Source organism: Amycolatopsis sp. NPDC003676 (assembly GCF_053587275.1).
Window position 1 is genome coordinate 1 of sequence record NZ_JBSFNS010000145.1, and the last position, 17,422, is coordinate 17,422.

The window sequence follows — 17,422 nt, forward strand, 5'->3', positions numbered from 1 at the left end:
TCGGCTCGGCTCGGCTCGGCTCGGCTCGGCTCGGCTCGGCTCGGCTCGGCTCGGCTCGGCTCGGCTCGGCTCGGCTCGGCTCGGCTCGGGAGAGCGTTGCCCTGACACCCAGATCCGCAACGCACGGTTGAAGCTCTCGAGGCTTGGCTGAACCAGCCTCGCGCACTCGGCCTGGCAGCTCCGCCCAGTTCGCCCGGACCCGCACGCTCGGCTCGGCCTGCCCCGCGTGACTCAGCCCGGCCGCTCGGCTCAACTCGACCTGCCCTGCCCTGCCCTGCCCTGCCCTGCTCGGCTCCGGCTCCGCCCGGCCGCTCGTGGTTTCCGACTAGGCGCTGCCTAGTACGCCCAGTGCTGCTGAGCCACTCGGCAAAGTTCAGCTCCGTCCGGCCACCTGGATCCGCCGCGTGGTCCGCCTGCTCAGCCTGACCCGCTCCGCCTCGGAGCGCCGACCGCACCTCGCACGAGAAGTCCGCATCGCAAGCGACACAACCGAAACGGCACCAAACAGCTCAGCTAATCAACCGCTCAACAGGTGTTATCAACTGCAGACACCCCACACCACCCCCGACCCCCAAAACGCCACGAAAAAAGCAACCCCACCCCAAATCAACAACGAAATCCGCACCAACAATTCCGTATTGCACGTGCGAAAGCACCCCCCAATGCACGAGAAGTGTCCATTCAGGTGAATTCCCCGAAGCACGGCGCGATCGCTCCACCGGCCCACTACCCTCAGGAATATTCCGAACACATTCCGTGTATCGCGGAATATTCCATTACCCGACCCGAAAACAGGAAAACGAGGGGTTGCAGTGGACACCTTCGACCCGCACGACCTGCCCGGCCTGCCCGGCCCGCACGGGCCTCAGCACGCGAACCCGGCCCAGGCGCATCGCCTCCCGGCGGCCGGTCCGGGGGCGCGCTTCCCCGACCACGCCTGGCGGAAACCCGCTGCTTGCGGGCCGAATTCCGGCAATTGCGTCGAGGTCAACCTGGCCGCCCACGGGCTCGTCGGGGTGCGGGACAGCAAGATCGACAGCTCCCCCGTGCTGGTCTTCGACCGGGGCGAGTGGGACGCGTTCGTCGCCGCCGTGCGGCGCGGGGAATTCGACGGCTGACCTGGCACGACGACAATCCCGCCCCGCCGAAACCGCCGTCCGGCCGCAGTGCACCTTGCGAAAAAGGCGCCGACCCGGAGTATTGTCCGCCGGGTCGGCGCATTATCATCGGAGGGTTCTCACATCGGCCGCTGGACGAAATGACGGAGCCCCTGGTGACCTCGCCGATCCGGCAACCGCCGCCCTCTCTCCGGACTCAGCGTTCCCGGCTGGGCTCCCGGATCCTCAAGTGGCGCACCGAACGCGGGCTGACCCAGGTCGATCTCGCCGACGGGATCGGCTGCAAACAGCCCAAGATCCAGAAGATCGAATGCGGCAAGGCGGGCACCCGGCCCGACGATCTCGAACGGATCATCGAGGTCCTCGGCATCCCGCCCGCCGAGGCCGACCAGCTGCGGGAACTCAACGAGGCCAACGATCCTTCCGCGCGCCGGGCCGAGCGCCGGATGATCACGCCGCAGTGGTTCCGCGAGATCCTGGAACGGGAACAGGCCGCGGCGGAAATCCTCAGCTGGACCGGGAACCGCATCCCGGGGCTGCTCCAATCGGAGTATTACATGCTCGCGCAGTTCCAGGCGAGCCGCCAGGAACGGGTCACCGACCGGGTCGCCGAACGCAAGGCGCGGCAACGGCTTTTCGACGCCTGCCCCGGTCCGCAGGCGGTCTTCATGATGGAGTACAGCTGCATCGAGAAGCTCGTCTACGGCACCAAGGCCAGCATCGCCACCGATCAGCTCGAGCACATGATCCGGATCGTCGAAACGCATCCCTTCGCCGAGGTCCGGATCCTCCCGCGCGACGCGGCCGCCTATCCGGACGAGGACTTCACCATCCTCCGCTTCGGCCACCCCGACCTTCCCGATTTCGCTTACCAGGAAAGCAAGGTCAAGCTGATCACCGTGCCGCAGGGCCAGGACGAGTTCGCTTCCTACGAGGAGTCGTGGGAAGCCCAGCTCGCCGCCACTCTGTCGCGCGAGGAATCCCTGCAGTACCTGAAGGAATGGGCGAGCCGCTGCGCGCCGCCCGCCCGCTGACCGAAGCCCGAAAGAAAGGAACAGCCACCGGTGGCCGACGAACCCTTCCCGCCTCCCGGGGTCGATCTCGATCACCCCAGCGTCGCGCGGGTGTACGACTACTACCTCGGCGGCACCACGAACTGGACGATCGACCGGGACTTCGCCGACGAGGTGATCCGCGAGTTCCCGCTGATCCGCCCGATCGCGAAGGCCAACCGGCTGTTCCTGCACCGGCTCGTGCGGCACCTGGTGAAGAAGGGCGTCCGCCAGTTCGTCGACATCGGCTCCGGCGTGCCGACCATGGGCCACGCGCACCAGGTCGCCGACGAACTCGCGCCGGGCGAGAGCCGCGTCTGCTACGTCGACTACGAACCGGTCGCCGTCGCGCATTCGGAAACCCTGCTGCGCGAGGCGGGCGACCTCGACCGGCACGCGGTGATCCACGCCGACATGCGCGATCCGACGCGGCTGTGGGAGCAGATCGCCGCCACCGGCGTGATCGACGTCGAGAAGCCGCTCGCGCTGCTGCTGATCGCGGTGCTGCACGTCCAGCAGCCGCCCGCCGAGGACAGCGGCAGCACCGAGGACCTCGGGCCGTCGCTCGTCGCGCAGTACCGCGAACTCCTCGCCCCTGGCTCGTTTCTCGCCATCTCGCACATCACCGACCAGGGTGTTCCGTCCGATGTGGACGCCGGGCTGGTCGAGCTGAAGCAGCTGTACGACCGGTCGAGCAGCCCGGTGATCTGGCGGTCGCGCGAAGAGATCCAGGCGCTGTTCGGTCCGTTCGAGATGCTGGAACCAGGGCTCACCTGGACGCCGTCGTGGCATCCGGAGGAATCCGGCGAAGGCGCGCCGCAGGTGGAGTTCCTGACGCCGGCGCATTCGGTGATCCTGGCCGGAGCCGCGCGGAAGCCGTAAATCGCTCGCTTCGGGCAGCCGCCGCTGCGACCATCGACGCATGCGTACGAGCACCGTGGCGGACCGGATCCGCGAAGCCACCGTCGTGCTCGGGGACCGGACGGACCGCCACCGTTTCCCCGACCCGACGGGATGGTGGCGTGCGCCCGAACTGCTGCGGGAACTGGGCCCGGCACTCGCCGGGTTGTTCGCCGACGAACGGCCGAATGTCGTGCTGGGCCCCGAATCCCGCGGGTCGCTGCTCGGGCCGCTGGTCGCGGTGGAACTCGGCGCGGGCTTCGTCGAGGTGCGCAAAAACCGGTACCCGGCCTGCGATTCCGACCGGTGGCTCCAGCGCACCTCGCCGCCGGATTACCAGGACCGCCACCTCCGGCTCGGCTTCAGCCGCCGTCTGCTGCGGGCGGGCGACCGCGCGCTGCTGGTGGACGACTGGATCGACACCGGCGGACAGGCCTTCGCCGCGCAAGCCCTGGTCGCCGACGCCGGGGCGACGTGGATCGGGGTCGCCGTGATCGTCGACGGGCTCCGCCGGCACGAACCCCGTCGGCAGCTCGGCGTGCGATCCCTCCTCCACTCCCGCGACTTCTGATCACCGGAACGCGTCGGCGTTACGGCTGGCCCACGAAGCGAACGAGGTCGCCGGACGGCCCAGGACAGTCTCGACATCGGGGCGGATGCGAGCCTCCTCCGGCAGGGGCTCGCCGAGGATGTCGAGCGTGCCGTCGGCGACCGGTTCCGGCATCAGCTGCAGCATCTGTTCCCGTGCCTGCGCACGGCCGAGTTCGACGAATTCCAGCGGCTCGCCGAGGGCAGCGCCGAGGATCTCCGCACGCTGCCGAGGGCTCGTCGCTTCCGGTCCGGTGAGGACATACGCCTGTCCGGCATGGCCATCCCCAGTCAGCGCCGCCGCGGCGACTTCAGCGATGTCGAGCGGGTCGACGGCAGGGAGCGCGACGTCGCCGAACGGCGAGAAAACCGTGCGCTGCGCCCGAATCGACGGGATCCACGCGAAGGTGTTGGTCGTGAATCCGCCGGGGCGAAGGACTGTCCACTCCAGACCGGACGACCGGACCGTCTCCTCCAACGCGGCCAGCGGCGCGTGCGAAACCGCATCGGGCCGAGTACCGGCGGCCTGCGACGACTGCAGGACGACTCGCTTGATTCCGGCATCGACGGCAGTCTGCAGAACGGCTTCCCCGTCGACGTGCGCTCCCGCGCCGGAGACCAGCAGGAACAGTGCGTCCGCGCCCTTCAGCGCGGGGATCAGGCTGTCCGCGTCAGCCAGATCCGCGACCATCGGGGTGACGCCGGGCAGCGACGGCTGCGGAGTGGTCAGCCCACGGGAAACGGCGGTCACGGCGTGGCCGGATTCGGTCAGGGATTCGACAAGCAGGCGGCCGACGTTGCCCGTGGCACCAGTGACGACGATCAAGACTTGCTCCTCGGCTAGGGGTCGAAAGCGACACAGCGAGGCTAAAAGCCGCCGTACAGTAGGTTCCCCAGGGAAAGTATTGGAGCCGCATGACCACCACCGAGCGCACCGGGGCCGATCCGCTCGCCGCGTGCCGGATCAGCCCGGCCGTCGACCTGCTGTTCAGCCGGTGGACGACCCCGATCCTGTGGACGCTCAGCCAGTCCGGTCCGGTGCGTTTCGTCGAATTGGAACGACGGCTCGGCGCCACCGGGAAGGTCCTCACGCAACGGCTCCGCCAGCTCGAGCGGGACGGGTTGGTGCAGCGGCATTACTACGCCGAGGTGCCGCCGCGCGTCGAGTACGAGATCACTGAACTCGGCCGGAGCCTGTCCCCGGTGTTCGCCGCGCTCGCGAACTGGACGGACGAACATCTGCCAGCCGTCGAGAAGGCCCGCGACTCCTACACCGGGCCCCTGCCGCGCTAGCCCGCGAACTGTTCGTTCCCCAGCACGCCCAGCAGCTGGATCTTCTCGAACGCCTCGCTGCGCGGCGGCGCGGTCAGCACCAGCAGCGCCTGCGACTGGTCCTCGGTGAACAGCACCTGGCAGTCCACCTCGATCTCCCCCAGCTGCGGATGCACGAGCACCTTGTGGTCCTCAAACCGTTTGGCCACTTGATGTTCGTCCCACAACCGCGCGAACTCGCTGCTCTCCCGCGTCAACGCGCGCACCAGCTCGCCCGCGCGCGAGCGCGGGCCCATCGACCCGTGCACCACTCGCAGGTTCGCCACCAGAGCGCGGCTCTGCCGGTCCCGGTCGTGCTCGGGATAGACCAGCCGTTCGTCCGGGTTGGTGAACCAGCGGTAGATCTCGCTGCGCGCCAGCCCGGTGTACTGCGATCGGTCGCCGTACAGCGCGTCCGCGAACCGGTTTTGCACCAGCACCTCGCCGAGGTTCGACAGGATGAGCGCGGGAGTGTCCGACAGCCGGTCGAGCACCCGCATCAGCGCTGGCGCGACGTGCGTCGCCGCGACGATCGGTGACGGTGCGTTGCGGCCCGCGAGGTGGAACAGGTAATCGCGCTCGTCGTCGGTCAGCCGCAGGGCCCTGGCCAGCGCGGCCAGCATCTGCTCGCTCGGCTGCGGTCCGCGTTGCTGCTCCAGGCGCGTGTAGTAGTCGGTGGACATCGCCGCCAGCGTCGCGACCTCCTCGCGCCGCAACCCGGTCGTCCGCCGCCGCGCGCCCGTGGGCAGCCCGACGTCCTCGGGCCGCAAACCCTCGCGGCGGCTCCGGAGGAAAACCGCCAGCTCAGCTCGATCCATGTGTCCAGTATCGGCTCGGCCGGGCGCGCCAGCCAGGGATCGCCGATCCCCCGATATGCGGTCTCTGCCGCCGCTGCTCCGAGCCGCCGAAACTCAGTGGCATGAACATCACCGGAAACACCGTCTTCATCCCCGGCTCGACCAGCGGCATCGGTCTCGCTCTCGCCCGTGAGCTGCAGGCGAAGGGCAACACTGTCATCGTCGGCGGCCGGCGTGCCGAGCTGCTCGCGCGGATCGCTGCCGACAACCCCGGTCTCGACACCGTGCAGATCGACACCACCGACCCGGCGAGCATCGAGGCCGCGGCCAAGGAGGTGCTCGCGAAGCATCCGGACCTCAACGTGCTCGTGCCGATGGCGGGCATCATGCGCGTCGAGGACTGGCACCGGCCAGAGTCCTTTTTGGACAGCGCGGAAGCGACCGTGACCACCAACGTCCTCGGCCCGATCCGGCTCATCGCCGCGTTCGTCGAGCACCTGCAGACCCGTCCGGACGCCACCATTCTCACCGTTTCGTCCGGCCTCGCCTTCGCGCCGTTGAAGGCCACGCCGAGCTACAACGCGTCCAAGGCCGCGATCCACATGCTCAGCGAATCGCTGCGACTGCAGCTCGCCGACACCTCGGTGAAGGTCGTCGAGCTGGAGCCGCCGGCCGTGCGCACCGCGCTTCTGCCCGGGCAGGAGGAAAGCGAGTTCGCGATGCCGCTGGACACGTTCGTCGCCGAGGTCCTGGAGCTGCTCGAAACGCAGCCGGACGCCACCGAGATCCAGGTCGAGAACGTCAAGTTCCTCCGGCACGGCGAGGCCCGCGGCGACTACCACCAGGTCGTGGCGATGCTCAACGCCGCGGACCCGCACGGGAAGTGAGCTACGCCAGGTACGTCGGTCTTCCCGCCACGATCGTCGCCGAGACCGGCATGTCCCGCAGTTCCTTTGTAGACAGTCCACTCGGGTCAGCCGCCGTCAGCACCAGATCGGCCACCTCGCCGACCTGGACGCCACGGCGGCCGCCCGAGGACGCCGCCAACGCGTCCGCCAGCGGAATGGCCTGCTCCGGATGCCACGGTTCCCGCTCGTCGTCCGTCCGCCCGACCGCGGCGGCGATCCCGTCCCACGGATCCAGCGGCGCGACCGGGGCGTCCGAGCCGAGTTCCAGCCGGGCCCCGGACTCCAGCAAGGCACGATAGGCGTACGCGCGATCGGTGCGGCCGTGCCAATGCCGGTCGGCGACGTCACGGTCGTCGGGCTGGTGCGCGGGCTGCACACTCGCGACCAGCCCGAGCGCGGCGAACCTCGGCACGTCCTCGGGCCGCAACAGCTGTGCGTGCTCGATCCGGCCCGGACAGCCGACCTCGGCGAACGCGTCCAGCGCGATGGTGTTGGCATGGTCGCCGATCGCGTGCACCGCCGGGGTCAGGCCGTGCTCGTGTGCGCGGCGCAGCAACGGCACCAGCTCCTCCGGCGGCAGTTCCAGCAACCCCTTCTCGCCGGATCCCGGGTACGCCTCGTGGCAGTAAGCCGTGCGGGTGTTGAGCGAGCCGTCGACGAACAGCTTGAACGGGCCGACGGTGAGCAACCCTTCGCCTGCTTCGAGAATGTCGCCGGTGCGGTGTCCTCTTTGGATGGTCTCGTCCAGCAGATACCGCGCGATGACACAGGAAACCCTTGTCGCCGGTTTTGCGGAGGCGGCCCGGCGAGTCCAATCCGCGACCGTGTCCGCGTATTCGTAGTCGACCACCGACGTCACGCCTCGCTTGGCCGCGGCCGTCAGCGCGTCCGCGACCCAGCCGTCCTGAACCTCGACGGGGGCGGACGGCAGCGCGGCCGTGGCGCTCATGCAGTCGTTCTCCAGCAGGACGCCGGTCGGATGCTCTCGCCCGATCAGCTTCAACGCCGCCGGACTGAGCCAGAGCGTATGCAGGTCCGCGCTGAACAACGCCACCGCGCGGCCGGGGAGCGCGCGCTGCAGCAGATCCTTATGCGGCTTATCCGGCCAAAGCCCGTCCCGAAACCCGACTCCGACGACGAGTTCCTGCGCCGGAGCGTCAAGCAGCTTCTCCATCAGCAGCTCGACCGCACCGACGGCGGACTGTGCTGTGTCCAGCGGGATGCGCCTGCGGAAACCCGCCCACTGGACCAGATGCGCGTGCGCGTCGACCAGCCCGGGCAGAAGCGTGCCGCCGTGTCCGTCGAGCACGCGGGCGGCGAACCCGGCCCCAGCGCCCGGCTCCTCGACGGCCGACACGACGCCGTCGCGCACGCGGACGTCGGCGAGCGGCCCCTGCAACCCGACCCGGACCCGGCGGAGGAGAAGATCGTCCATGCACCCCAGCCTGCCAGCCCGGACCGGGCCGGGTGAAGGGGTTTCTCAACGGCGCAGCAGGGTGAACCAGAACGTCGGGAACGGGTTGGTGCCGGGCGTGCTGTCGACGAGGTCCCAGGCGGGGAATCGGGAGCGCAGTTCGTCCGCGGTGACGCCGAAGATTCCGTCGTTGAACGCTTCCATGCCGTAGCCGAACATCAGCAACCGAGCTCCGGGCGCCGCCGCGCGGGTGACGCCGGCCGCGTAGGCGTCGCGCCGATGCGGCGGGATGCCGCAGAAACAGCTCAGATCGAACACGAGCGAGAAACCGTCGCCGACCGCGAGTTCGTCCAGCTTGGTGGCGTCGCCGTGCAGCAGTTGCGCGGCCACGCCTGCCTCGTCGGCTTTCGCGCGGGCCTGCCGGACCGCGCGTTCGATCAGATCGACGCCGACCACTTCCCAGCCGTGTCTGGCCAGGTAGACGGCGTTGGTGCCGGTGCCGCACCCCAGCTCGAGCGCTCGTCCGGCCGGGAGCGCCGCCACCGTCTCGACCAGCTCCGGCGGGGTGATGCCGGTGTCCCACGGCGGTCCGTCCCGGTAGTAGGCCTCGAGTGCCAGCCGGACGACCTCTTCCAGCTCCTGCTCGGACTGTGCTTGCTCGGTCATGGCGCGCTCCTTTTTAGAGTTGAACTCTAGTGTTTCACTCTAGAGCTATACTCTTCTTCGTGAGCGCTGCCAAGCAGACCGAACGATCCCGCCGGACCCGCGAGAAGATCACCGCCGCCGCGGGCGAACTGTTCGCCGAGAAGGGATACGGGGCCACGAGCCTGCAGGACGTCGCGAGCCGGGCCGAGGTGGCGGTGCAGACGGTCTACTTCGTTTTCGGCAACAAGCGCGCCCTGTTCAAGGAAGTCGTCGACACCACCATCGCCGGGGACGCCGAACCGGTCGAAACCATGGGCCGCGACTGGTTCCGCGCCGCACTCGCCGCGCCGACCGCCGACGACCACCTGCGCCGCCACATCCGCGGCACCCGCCGCATTCTCGAGCGGGTCGCCCCGATCGTCCCGGTCATCGCGGCCGCCGCCGCGACCGATCCGGAAATCGCCACCCTCTGGCCGGACCGCGACCCGCGCTACACCGTGCAGCACGCCGCCGCGAAGTCATTGGTCTCGAAACCCGGTGCCCGACCGGGAGTGTCGGCACGGCACGCGGCGGACGTTCTGTACGGGGTGCTCAGCCCCGAGCTGTACCTGTTGTTCACGCGCGAACGGGGCTGGGCGGCGGCCAAATGGGAGCGGTGGGCGGAGGAGACCCTGCGCGGTCAGCTGTGCGAGATCGCCGACTCTTGACCCGGCCCTGGGTTCATCCGATCGGGGAAGCGGGAATTCCGAGGTGGGAACGGGCGTTGGAACGGGTATCCGAAAGCATGGCAGCCGTCGCCCGCCGAAGGGTCAGGGCCGGTCAGGAGCGCCGCCTTCACAAGCCGCGCAGGGTTCGACTCCCTCGGTTGCCGCTTCTTTTCCGCTGAGCCGCGGATGCGCGGGCTGGTTCGACTGCGGCTGACTTGATCACCTGGTGCGGCCGGGAGCGGTGTAGCCGCCGGGGTTTCGGACGGTCCGCGGGTTCTGTGTCATGCATTGATCAACCGGGCGAGTGGATGTGCCTCCGGGAGCGCATTTCGGTCCGCACGACCATGGAGTGTCCGGAGCGCGTTCGCACCCCGTCCCAGATCCACAAAGCAAGTGAGCACGACTCGGCCGTCGCACCCCGCCTCTCCACAGCCGTCGAGCACCGAGAAACTTAGCCCTTGCGCTAACTATCCCCGCCTAGTAATACTTAGCCTCATGGCTCAGTATTCGACCACGCTCGACGGGGTCTTCGCCGCCCTCGCCGATCCGACTCGGCGGGCCGTCGTCCGGCGGCTCGGGCGGGGGCCGGCGAGTGTCGGGGATCTCGCCGGCGAGGCGCCGATGACGTTGCCCTCCTTCATGAAGCACGTGCGGATGCTCGAGTCGCACGGGTTGATCCGCACCGTGAAATCCGGGCGCGTCCGGACGTGCGAGCTCAATCGCGAGCGGTTCGCGCTCGTCGAGGACTGGCTCGCCGAGCAGCGGCGCGTCTGGGCCGGGCGCACCGACCGGCTCGAGCAGTTCGTCACCAGCCAGGAGGACCAGCCGTGAACCCCGACCTCGATCTTTCCCTCGACCGCGTCATCCGCGCGCCCCGCAAGCGCGTCTGGGACGCCTGGACGGACCCGGCGAGCCTCGCGCAATGGTGGATTCCCGCGCCGCTGCGGTGTCGCGTCGACGAACTGGACGTGCGCGCTGGGGGTGCGTTCGTCACGCGGATGAGCGAGGACGGCGACGTCTTCGTCCCACATCTCGACGCGTGTTTTCTTGTCGTGGAGGACTACGAGCGGATCGTGTTCACGAACGCGCTCGACAGCGGCTGGCGGCCCGCGAAGCCGCAGCCGGTCGCGATGACGGCGGAGGTCGTTCTTCGCGATCATCCGGACGGCACGGATTATCGCGTCATCGTTCGGCACGGGGATCCGGCGGCCAGGGAACGGCACGCTGATCTCGGGTTCGCGGACGGATGGGGCACAGTCACGGCTCAGCTCGCGCAAGTAGCAGAAAGCGGGTCATGATGCACGTAGCGATCACGGCGTTCGTCACGCTCGACGGCGTCAGCCAAGGGCCCGGATCGTCCACAGAGGACACGAGCGACGGGTTCGGCCGAGGCGGCTGGTTCGTCCCGCATCTCGACCAGACCTTCGTCCAGCGCGCCTCCGAATGGCTGGACCGCGCCGACGGCCTGTTGTTCGGCCGCCGCACTTACACCTTGTTCGCCCGGGACTGGCCTGCCGTCGACGATCCGGACGATCCGTTCGCCGAGCGGATGAATTCGCTGCCGAAGTACGTCGTGTCGAACACGATCGAGACCGGCGACTGGGCGCCGACCACTGTGCTGCGCGGCAATCCGGTGGCTGCAGCAGAAAAACTCAAAGAGCAGCCGGGCCGGGAGCTGCAGATTCACGGCAGCGCCCGGCTCGGCAACACTTTGCTGTCCGCGGGAGTCGTGGACAAGGTTCGGCTAGTAATCGCGCCGACGGTGCTGGGCGCGGGACGTCCGCAGTTCCCGCATCCGGTATCGGCGACCGGATTGCGGCTGGCCTGCCACGAAGCCACGCCCAGCGGGTTGGTGCTGCTGGAGTACGACGTCACCGGAGAAGCCGTTCTCGGCGACTACGACGGGGTCACGAATCTGGCCTCATGAAAGGTGTGCGGCGGAAACCATCGCGCGATAGACGTCGGTGTTGTCCAGTGTTCCGTCGAGCCGGTCCGAGCCGGGGCCGGTCGCGGTGACGGGGGTCGGCACGCCGCTGTGGTCGCCGGTCGTCCAGTCGACGGTCAGCGAAAGTTTGGTGCCAGGAACGGGAAACGGGCCGTCCTCGTTGCCTTCGGGAGCACCGTCAGTGTCCTCAATGGCCAGTCCGCCGGTCTCGTGGTCGCCGCCGATGATCACCAGAGTGTCCGGGTGCGAACGGGTGAAGCGAAGCACCTCCGCCACGGCCGCGTCGAGTGCTCGGCCCGCGTCGAGGACGCCGTGCGCGTTGTTTTCGTGGGACATTCCGTCGATGCCTTCTTCCTCCAGGAACAGGAAGAACCCGCGCGGGTTGGTGGAAAGCGTGTCGAGCGCTTTCTTAGCCATCACCGGCAGCGCGACCTTCGGCTGGTACGCGCCCTTGCCGTCCGGGCCGTAGTCGACCATGTCCTCGTTCGCGAACAGTCCGAGCAGCCGCGGCGCGCGGGTCGCGGCGAGTTCGCTGGCATTCCGCACATAGGTGTAGCCGGAGCGCTTCGCCTGTTCGATGAGATTGCCGTGCGTGCTGCGGCTTTCCTCGCCCGGCTTGTCCGGCCACGCGCCCGGATCGCCCTTCGGCAGCCACCAGTCCTCGCCGCCGCCGAGGAGGACTTCCGGGCGGCTTTCGGTGATGTACTGCTTGGCGATGTCGCTCTGCAGGTCGCGGGAAGGCACGTGCGACGCGAACGCGGCCGGCGACGCACCGGTGACCTGGGCGGTCGTGACCAGCCCGGTCGACTTGCCGGCGCGTTTCGCCTGTTCGAGGACGGTCAGCAGCCGGCGGCCCTGCGCGTCCTGGCCGACCGCGCCGTTGCGGGTCTTGTGCCCGGTGGCCAGCGCGGTCGCCGCCGCGGCCGAGTCGGTGACGAGTTCTTCCGGGTCGGCGGGGTCGGTGTGCACCATGCCGGTGACCGGGAGCCGGTTCATCACCAGGTCGCCCGCCCGGCCGGTCGTCGCGAGCCGGACGAACTCCCGCTGCGCCGCGCCCATGCCGTCGCCCTGGATGTAGACGATGTTGCGCGCCTTCGGATGCCAGCCGCTGGAGTCCGCGGCGGGACTGTCCCCCGCCATCGCGACCGCGGGCACCGCTCCGGCCACCGCCAGCACGGCCGCGGTGAGCACCAACGTCTTGCGCATCCGGATCCTCCTTTAGTTAGGAAGCTTTCCTAACATGTTTCCGAGACCACCGCGAGGGGGTCACCTGAATGGACGTGTCCGCCGACGGTGAACAGCGCCCCGCCGGGACCCCGCGCTCATTACGGTGGGTTCGCATGGAGACCGTCACGACGCGCACCGTCGAGTACCAGGCCGACGGCCTCACCATGGTCGGACGCCTCGCGCTCCCCGCGGGCACCGGCCGCCGGCCCGCGGTCCTGATCGGGCCCGAAGGCACTGGCCTCAACGACTTTCAGCGCGCCCGAGCCGACGCGCTGGCCGAACTGGGCTACGTGGCGCTGGCCTTCGACATCCACGGCGGCCGCTGGTTCACCGATCCCGACGAGATGCTTGCCCGCTGCCTGCCGCTGCTCGACGACCCCGACCGGATGCGCGACATCGGCCACGCGGCGCTCGACGTGCTGCTCGCCGAACCGCGGACCGACCCGAGCCGGATCGCCGGGATCGGCTACGGCACCGGCGGCGCGATCGTGCTGGAACTCGGCCGCGCGGGCGTCGATCTGCGCGCGATCGGCACGGTCAACGGACTGGTCACCGGACGGCCGGGCGAGGCGGCGAACATCCGCTGCCCAGTGTGGGCGGGTGTCGGTTCGGAGGACCCGATCATGGCGCCCGCGCAACGGGACGCGTTCGCCGCCGAGATGCAGGCCGCGGGCGTCGATTGGCAGCTGACGGTCTACGGCGGAGCCCTGCACGCCTTCCACCATCCGCCGATCGGCCCGAAGCAGCGGCTCGTCCCCGGCGTCGGCTACCACGCGCGGCACGCCGAGCGGGCCTGGCGCGACGTCGTGACTCTGCTCGCCGAAAACCTGGGCTAGCGGACGAGGAACGGTCCCGGATCAGCCAAGACGTGATGGATCGTCCGGCCTGCCGCACCCAGCGTCGCGGCGGAATCGCCGAGGGCGGACGGGTTCAGCACCGGCACCGATCCGCGCAGGCCGGTCAGCCGTGCCCGCAATACGGCTTCCGCGGCGGGGGCCAGCCAGGGAAACAGCGGCCCGAACACCCCGCCGAGGACCACGCGGTCCACATCGACCAGGTTGACCGCTGACGCCAGCGCCAGTCCCAAAGCCTCCCCCGCCGCTTTGACCGCTGAGAGTGCCGCGTCGTCGTCCGTGCGGAGCGCGGCGGAAAGAGCGTCCACTGTGGATACTCCGGCCGCGGTCAGCATCGCTTCCTGTCCGGCGTAGGTCTCCAGGCAGCCGACCGCGCCGCAGCGACACGGCGGGCCGGACGGGGAAACCAGCACGTGTCCCAGCTCCCCGCCGGTGCCGCGGAGCAACCGCGAGTCCACCACCAGTCCCGCGCCGATGCCGATTTCGCCGGATACATAAAGGAAATCCGCCGTCCCGGCACCGAACCACAGCTCGCCCAGCGCACCGAGGTTGGCCTCGTTGTCCACTGAAACCGGGACCGGCAGCTCCAGCTCGACCGGAACGTTGCGCCACCCCAGGTTGGGCGCGCTCAGCACCAGGCCGTCCCGCACCGGGCCGGAGACCGCGAGCACCGCCCCGGCGACGGTCAAGCCCAGCTCGCGCGCCTCCGCCAGCTCCGAGGAAGCCAGTTCCCGCACCGCCTCCAGCACGGTTTCCGCTGGCACAGCACGGTTGTCGCGCTCGATTCGGACGGACCTGCGTACCGCGCCAGTCAGGTCCAAGACGCACGCGGCGAGGTAGTCCACATTGGCCTCAAGTCCCAGCGACGCGATCCGCCCGCCGCTCAGCGACACCTCGACGCCGGGGCGGCCGCGTTCCCCCGCGCGCACCGCGGCGGTCTCGGCCAGGAAGCCCGCGTCGAGCAGCGAGCCGACCAAAGTGGACACTGTCGACTTCGTCAGCCCGGTCAGCTCCGCCAGTGCGGCGCGGGTCAGCGGGCCGCCGCGGCTGATCTCGCCGAGCACCAGCTCGAGGTTCCGCGCCCGCATCGCGTCATGCCGAACCGGCTCCATCGCAACCTCCGCTCTTGACGGCCGGGGCGGCCGCGGCGCAGTATTTAGTCTACATCGTGAACTAAATGAAGGGACGGGCATGGCCGACTACGCCCCCGCGCCGGAGGACAAGTTTTCATTCGGGTTGTGGACCGTCGGCTGGCCCGCGGCCGACCCGTTCGGCGTCGCCACCCGGCCGCCGCTCGACCCGGTCGAAAGCGTGCACCGGCTGGCCGAACTCGGCGCGTACGGCGTCACCTTCCACGACGACGACCTCCTCGCCACCGAGCCGGACCGCGACGCGGCGATCGGCAAGTTCAAGAAGGCGCTGGCGGAAACCGGCCTGCGCGTGCCGATGGCGACGACGAACCTGTTCAGCCATCCGGTCTTCAAGGACGGCGGCCTGACCAGCAACGACCGCGACATCCGGCGGTACGCGCTCACCAAAGTCCGGCGCAATCTCGACCTCGCCGCGGAACTCGGCGCGCAGACGTACGTTCTGTGGGGCGGCCGCGAGGGGGCGGAATCGGATGCGGCGAAAGACGTCCGCGCCGCGCTCGCTCGGTACAAGGAAGGTCTCGACGTCCTCGCCGACTACGCGATCTCGCAGGGCTACGACATCCGCTTCGCCTTGGAGCCGAAGCCGAACGAGCCGCGCGGCGACATCCTCCTGCCGACCATCGGCCACGCGCTCGGCTTCATCTCGCAACTGGACCGGCCTGAGCTGTTCGGGCTGAATCCGGAGGTCGGCCACGAGCAGATGGCCGGGCTGAACTTCGTGCACGGCATCGCGCAGGCGCTGTGGCAGGGCAAGCTGTTCCACATCGACCTCAACGGCCAGCACGGCCCGAAGTACGACCAGGACCTGATCTTCGGCCACGGCGACCTCACCAGCGCGTTCTTCCTCGTCGACCTCCTGGAACACGGCGGCTACGACGGTCCGCGGCACTTCGACTACAAACCGCTGCGCACCGAGGATCCCGAAGACGTCTGGGTTTCCGCGGCGGCGAACATGCGCACGTACCTGATCCTGCGCGAGAAAGCCCGCGCGTTCCGAGCCGATCCGGAAGTCGCCGAAGCTCTTGCCGCGTCGCGGGTGCCGGAGCTGGCCACGCCGACGCTCTCGCCCGGCGAGACCCTCGACGACCTGGCCGCCGACGAATTCGATGTCGAGGCCGCCGGTCGACGCGGCTACCACTTCACCCGGCTCAACCAGCTCGCACTGGAGCACCTGCTCGGCGTGCGATAAATCAGGCGACGCGGATGGCGGCGGTGTTTTACCGTTGCGGGCAACACGTTGACGGAGACGAGTAGCGCGGGGCACGGCGAGGGACAGAGAGCTGCCGCCGGTGAGAAGGCAGCGTCGCGGCCCAGCGCGAAGACACTCCTGAGTGCGGGGAGGAAATGCCCCGCCGGCCCGGCCGCCGTCATCCGGTCAGAACGAGGCCGCCGTCCGGCGGCGAAGGTGCGGTGGCACCGCGAGTGTCCCTTCTCGCCCGCACCCCCAAGGGGTCGCCGAGTGCGCTCAGGAGAAGGAATGAGTACCCGCACCCCGGTGGCCTGCCTGCGTGACCGCGTGGGCTCCACCGCAACGATCGCCGGTTGGGTCCACCGCCGGCGAGTGCTGAAATCCGTGGCATTTCTCGTCGTCCGCGACCGGTCCGGGACCGCGCAGGCGGTTTTCGCCGAGCCGCCCGAGGTCGCCGAGGAGACCGTCGTGCGGCTCACTGGCGAGGTGGTCGCCAATCCGCAAGCGCCGCAAGGGGTTGAGCTGCGCGAGCCCACGGTGGAGGTGTTGTCCGCACCGGAGAAACGGCCGCCGTTTGACCTTTACCGGCCCGACGTGACCGCTGGTTTGCCGGTAGTGCTGGATAATGCAGCGGTCGCGTTACGGCATCCGTTGCTGCGCAGGCGGTTTGAAGTGGCTGCAGCTAGCGTCGCGGCGTTCAGGCGAGTGCTGGACGACCAAGGGTTCACTGAGATCCACACGCCGAAGATCGTTGCCACCGCGACGGAATCCGGCGCGAATGTGTTCCAGCTGGACTACTTCGGACGCCCGGCTTATCTCGCCCAGTCGCCCCAGTTCTTCAAACAGGCCATGGTCGGCGTGTTCGAGCGCGTGTACGAGGTCGGGCCGGTTTTCCGGGCCGAACCCCACGACACCGCAAGGCATCTGGCCCAGTACACGAGTCTCGACGCGGAACTGGGCTTCATCACCGACCATCATGACGTGATGGCAGTGCTGCGCGACGTCATAGCGGGAATGGCCGCCGCAGCCGGCCCGGACGCACCGGTGGTACCGGAAGAGATCCCGTCGATCGATTTCACTGCGGCACAAGAACTCCTGGCCCGGCATACCAGCGAGGACCCGCGTGGAGAACCCGACCTCGCGCCCGCGCACGAACGATGGCTGTGCGAATGGGCTGAGCGAGAACACGGGTCGGAATTCTTGTTCGTAACCGGCTACCCGATGGCGAAACGGCCGTTCTACACCCACCCGGACCCAGCGAACCCGGTTAAGTCGAACAGTTTCGACCTGCTCTTCCGCGGTCTGGAACTGGTCACCGGCGGCCAGCGGCTCCACCGGTACGCGGACTACCTGGCCGTACTCGGCGAGTCGGCTGAGCAGTACTCCGACTACCTCGACGCCTTCGCGTACGGAATGCCGCCGCACGGCGGGTTCGCGATCGGCCTGGAACGGTGGGTCGCGCGAGTGCTGGGCGTGGCCAACGTGCGCGGGGCGACGCTTTTCCCCCGCGACCTGCACCGCCTGCGGCCTTGATCGTCCGTGAGGGGAACCCTGAGAAAGCCCGCCGCCGAGCAAATCGCGGAGGCGGGCCCGGATCGCGGGCACTTCGACCGGCT

Annotated in this window: 19 protein-coding genes; 13 read left to right on the top strand and 6 right to left on the bottom strand. The window is 69.1% G+C overall.

The window, feature by feature from the left end; all coding sequences use genetic code 11:
• Nucleotides 1-812: 812 nt before the first annotated feature.
• The 4 genes from ACWDNU_RS40920 (at nucleotide 813) to ACWDNU_RS40935 (ending at nucleotide 3,641) form a co-directional block, all read left to right on the top strand.
• Nucleotides 813-1,118, top strand: a complete 306-nt coding sequence (locus ACWDNU_RS40920) for a DUF397 domain-containing protein (protein ID WP_449672804.1) — start codon at nucleotides 813-815, stop codon at nucleotides 1,116-1,118.
• Between the two features lie 140 nt (nucleotides 1,119-1,258).
• Complete coding sequence (locus ACWDNU_RS40925; protein ID WP_449672805.1) at nucleotides 1,259-2,152, top strand: helix-turn-helix domain-containing protein; 894 nt, start codon at nucleotides 1,259-1,261, stop codon at nucleotides 2,150-2,152.
• Between the two features lie 30 nt (nucleotides 2,153-2,182).
• Complete coding sequence (locus ACWDNU_RS40930; protein ID WP_449672806.1) at nucleotides 2,183-3,052, top strand: SAM-dependent methyltransferase; 870 nt, start codon at nucleotides 2,183-2,185, stop codon at nucleotides 3,050-3,052.
• Nucleotides 3,053-3,092: 40 nt separating this feature from the next.
• Nucleotides 3,093-3,641 (top strand): phosphoribosyltransferase family protein, encoded by a 549-nt coding sequence (locus ACWDNU_RS40935; protein WP_370935565.1) that lies wholly within the window; start codon nucleotides 3,093-3,095, stop codon nucleotides 3,639-3,641.
• Here ACWDNU_RS40935 and ACWDNU_RS40940 read toward each other — a convergent pair whose 3' ends face one another.
• Nucleotides 3,642-4,484: an NAD(P)H-binding protein gene (locus ACWDNU_RS40940; protein ID WP_449672807.1), complete on the bottom strand. Its 843-nt coding sequence runs from the start codon at nucleotides 4,482-4,484 to the stop codon at nucleotides 3,642-3,644.
• An 89-nt stretch (nucleotides 4,485-4,573) separates the two neighbouring features.
• Between ACWDNU_RS40940 and ACWDNU_RS40945 the strand changes: the two genes are divergently transcribed.
• Nucleotides 4,574-4,951: a winged helix-turn-helix transcriptional regulator gene (locus tag ACWDNU_RS40945; RefSeq protein WP_449672808.1), complete on the top strand. Its 378-nt coding sequence runs from the start codon at nucleotides 4,574-4,576 to the stop codon at nucleotides 4,949-4,951.
• Here ACWDNU_RS40945 and ACWDNU_RS40950 read toward each other — a convergent pair.
• Nucleotides 4,948-5,787 carry a helix-turn-helix transcriptional regulator gene (locus tag ACWDNU_RS40950; RefSeq protein ID WP_449672809.1) on the bottom strand — a complete coding sequence of 280 codons (840 nt, stop codon included), beginning with the start codon at nucleotides 5,785-5,787 and terminating at the stop codon, nucleotides 4,948-4,950. The two genes, ACWDNU_RS40945 and ACWDNU_RS40950, sit on opposite strands and share 4 nt — an antisense overlap.
• A gap of 101 nt (nucleotides 5,788-5,888) precedes the next feature.
• On the opposite strand from ACWDNU_RS40950, the gene ACWDNU_RS40955 reads away from it, so the two are divergent.
• Entirely contained in the window at nucleotides 5,889-6,653 is a 765-nt protein-coding gene (locus ACWDNU_RS40955) for an SDR family oxidoreductase (protein ID WP_449672810.1), read from the top strand.
• 1 nt (nucleotide 6,654) lies between these two features.
• On the opposite strand, the gene ACWDNU_RS40960 is transcribed toward ACWDNU_RS40955, so the two are convergent.
• Both ACWDNU_RS40960 and ACWDNU_RS40965 read right to left on the bottom strand, forming a co-directional pair.
• The gene (locus ACWDNU_RS40960; protein WP_449672811.1) at nucleotides 6,655-8,109 is read right to left on the bottom strand and encodes an amidohydrolase; all 1,455 of its coding nucleotides are present in this window, start codon (nucleotides 8,107-8,109) and stop codon (nucleotides 6,655-6,657) included.
• 45 nt (nucleotides 8,110-8,154) lie between these two features.
• The gene (locus tag ACWDNU_RS40965; protein WP_449672812.1) at nucleotides 8,155-8,754 is read right to left on the bottom strand and encodes a class I SAM-dependent methyltransferase; all 600 of its coding nucleotides are present in this window, start codon (nucleotides 8,752-8,754) and stop codon (nucleotides 8,155-8,157) included.
• A gap of 59 nt (nucleotides 8,755-8,813) precedes the next feature.
• On the opposite strand from ACWDNU_RS40965, the gene ACWDNU_RS40970 reads away from it, so the two are divergent.
• The 4 genes from ACWDNU_RS40970 (at nucleotide 8,814) to ACWDNU_RS40985 (ending at nucleotide 11,367) form a co-directional block, all read left to right on the top strand.
• Nucleotides 8,814-9,440, top strand: coding sequence for a TetR/AcrR family transcriptional regulator (locus ACWDNU_RS40970; protein ID WP_449672813.1), 627 nt, complete (start codon nucleotides 8,814-8,816; stop codon nucleotides 9,438-9,440).
• Between the two features lie 495 nt (nucleotides 9,441-9,935).
• The gene (locus tag ACWDNU_RS40975) at nucleotides 9,936-10,271 is read left to right on the top strand and encodes an ArsR/SmtB family transcription factor (protein ID WP_370935557.1); all 336 of its coding nucleotides are present in this window, start codon (nucleotides 9,936-9,938) and stop codon (nucleotides 10,269-10,271) included.
• Nucleotides 10,268-10,738: an SRPBCC domain-containing protein gene (locus tag ACWDNU_RS40980; RefSeq protein WP_370935556.1), complete on the top strand. Its 471-nt coding sequence runs from the start codon at nucleotides 10,268-10,270 to the stop codon at nucleotides 10,736-10,738. The genes ACWDNU_RS40975 and ACWDNU_RS40980 overlap by 4 nt, the downstream gene beginning before the upstream one ends.
• Nucleotides 10,738-11,367, top strand: a complete 630-nt coding sequence (locus ACWDNU_RS40985; RefSeq protein ID WP_449672818.1) for a dihydrofolate reductase family protein — start codon at nucleotides 10,738-10,740, stop codon at nucleotides 11,365-11,367. The genes ACWDNU_RS40980 and ACWDNU_RS40985 overlap by 1 nt, the downstream gene beginning before the upstream one ends.
• On the opposite strand, the gene ACWDNU_RS40990 is transcribed toward ACWDNU_RS40985, so the two are convergent.
• Nucleotides 11,362-12,591 carry an alkaline phosphatase gene (locus tag ACWDNU_RS40990; protein ID WP_449672814.1) on the bottom strand — a complete coding sequence of 410 codons (1,230 nt, stop codon included), beginning with the start codon at nucleotides 12,589-12,591 and terminating at the stop codon, nucleotides 11,362-11,364. The two genes, ACWDNU_RS40985 and ACWDNU_RS40990, sit on opposite strands and share 6 nt — an antisense overlap.
• A 134-nt stretch (nucleotides 12,592-12,725) precedes the next feature.
• Here ACWDNU_RS40990 and ACWDNU_RS40995 point away from each other — a divergent pair, with 134 nt between their 5' ends.
• Nucleotides 12,726-13,448: a dienelactone hydrolase family protein gene (locus tag ACWDNU_RS40995; RefSeq protein WP_370935553.1), complete on the top strand. Its 723-nt coding sequence runs from the start codon at nucleotides 12,726-12,728 to the stop codon at nucleotides 13,446-13,448.
• On the opposite strand, the gene ACWDNU_RS41000 is transcribed toward ACWDNU_RS40995, so the two are convergent.
• Entirely contained in the window at nucleotides 13,445-14,578 is a 1,134-nt protein-coding gene (locus tag ACWDNU_RS41000; protein WP_449672815.1) for an ROK family protein, read from the bottom strand. The genes ACWDNU_RS40995 and ACWDNU_RS41000 overlap by 4 nt on opposite strands.
• A gap of 79 nt (nucleotides 14,579-14,657) precedes the next feature.
• On the opposite strand from ACWDNU_RS41000, the gene xylA reads away from it, so the two are divergent.
• Together xylA and aspS are read left to right on the top strand one after the other, a co-directional pair.
• Nucleotides 14,658-15,806 (top strand): xylose isomerase, encoded by a 1,149-nt coding sequence (gene xylA / locus ACWDNU_RS41005; protein WP_449672816.1) that lies wholly within the window; start codon nucleotides 14,658-14,660, stop codon nucleotides 15,804-15,806.
• A 288-nt stretch (nucleotides 15,807-16,094) separates the two neighbouring features.
• Nucleotides 16,095-17,339, top strand: a complete 1,245-nt coding sequence (gene aspS / locus ACWDNU_RS41010; protein WP_449672817.1) for an aspartate--tRNA(Asn) ligase — start codon at nucleotides 16,095-16,097, stop codon at nucleotides 17,337-17,339.
• Nucleotides 17,340-17,422: the final 83 nt, after the last annotated feature.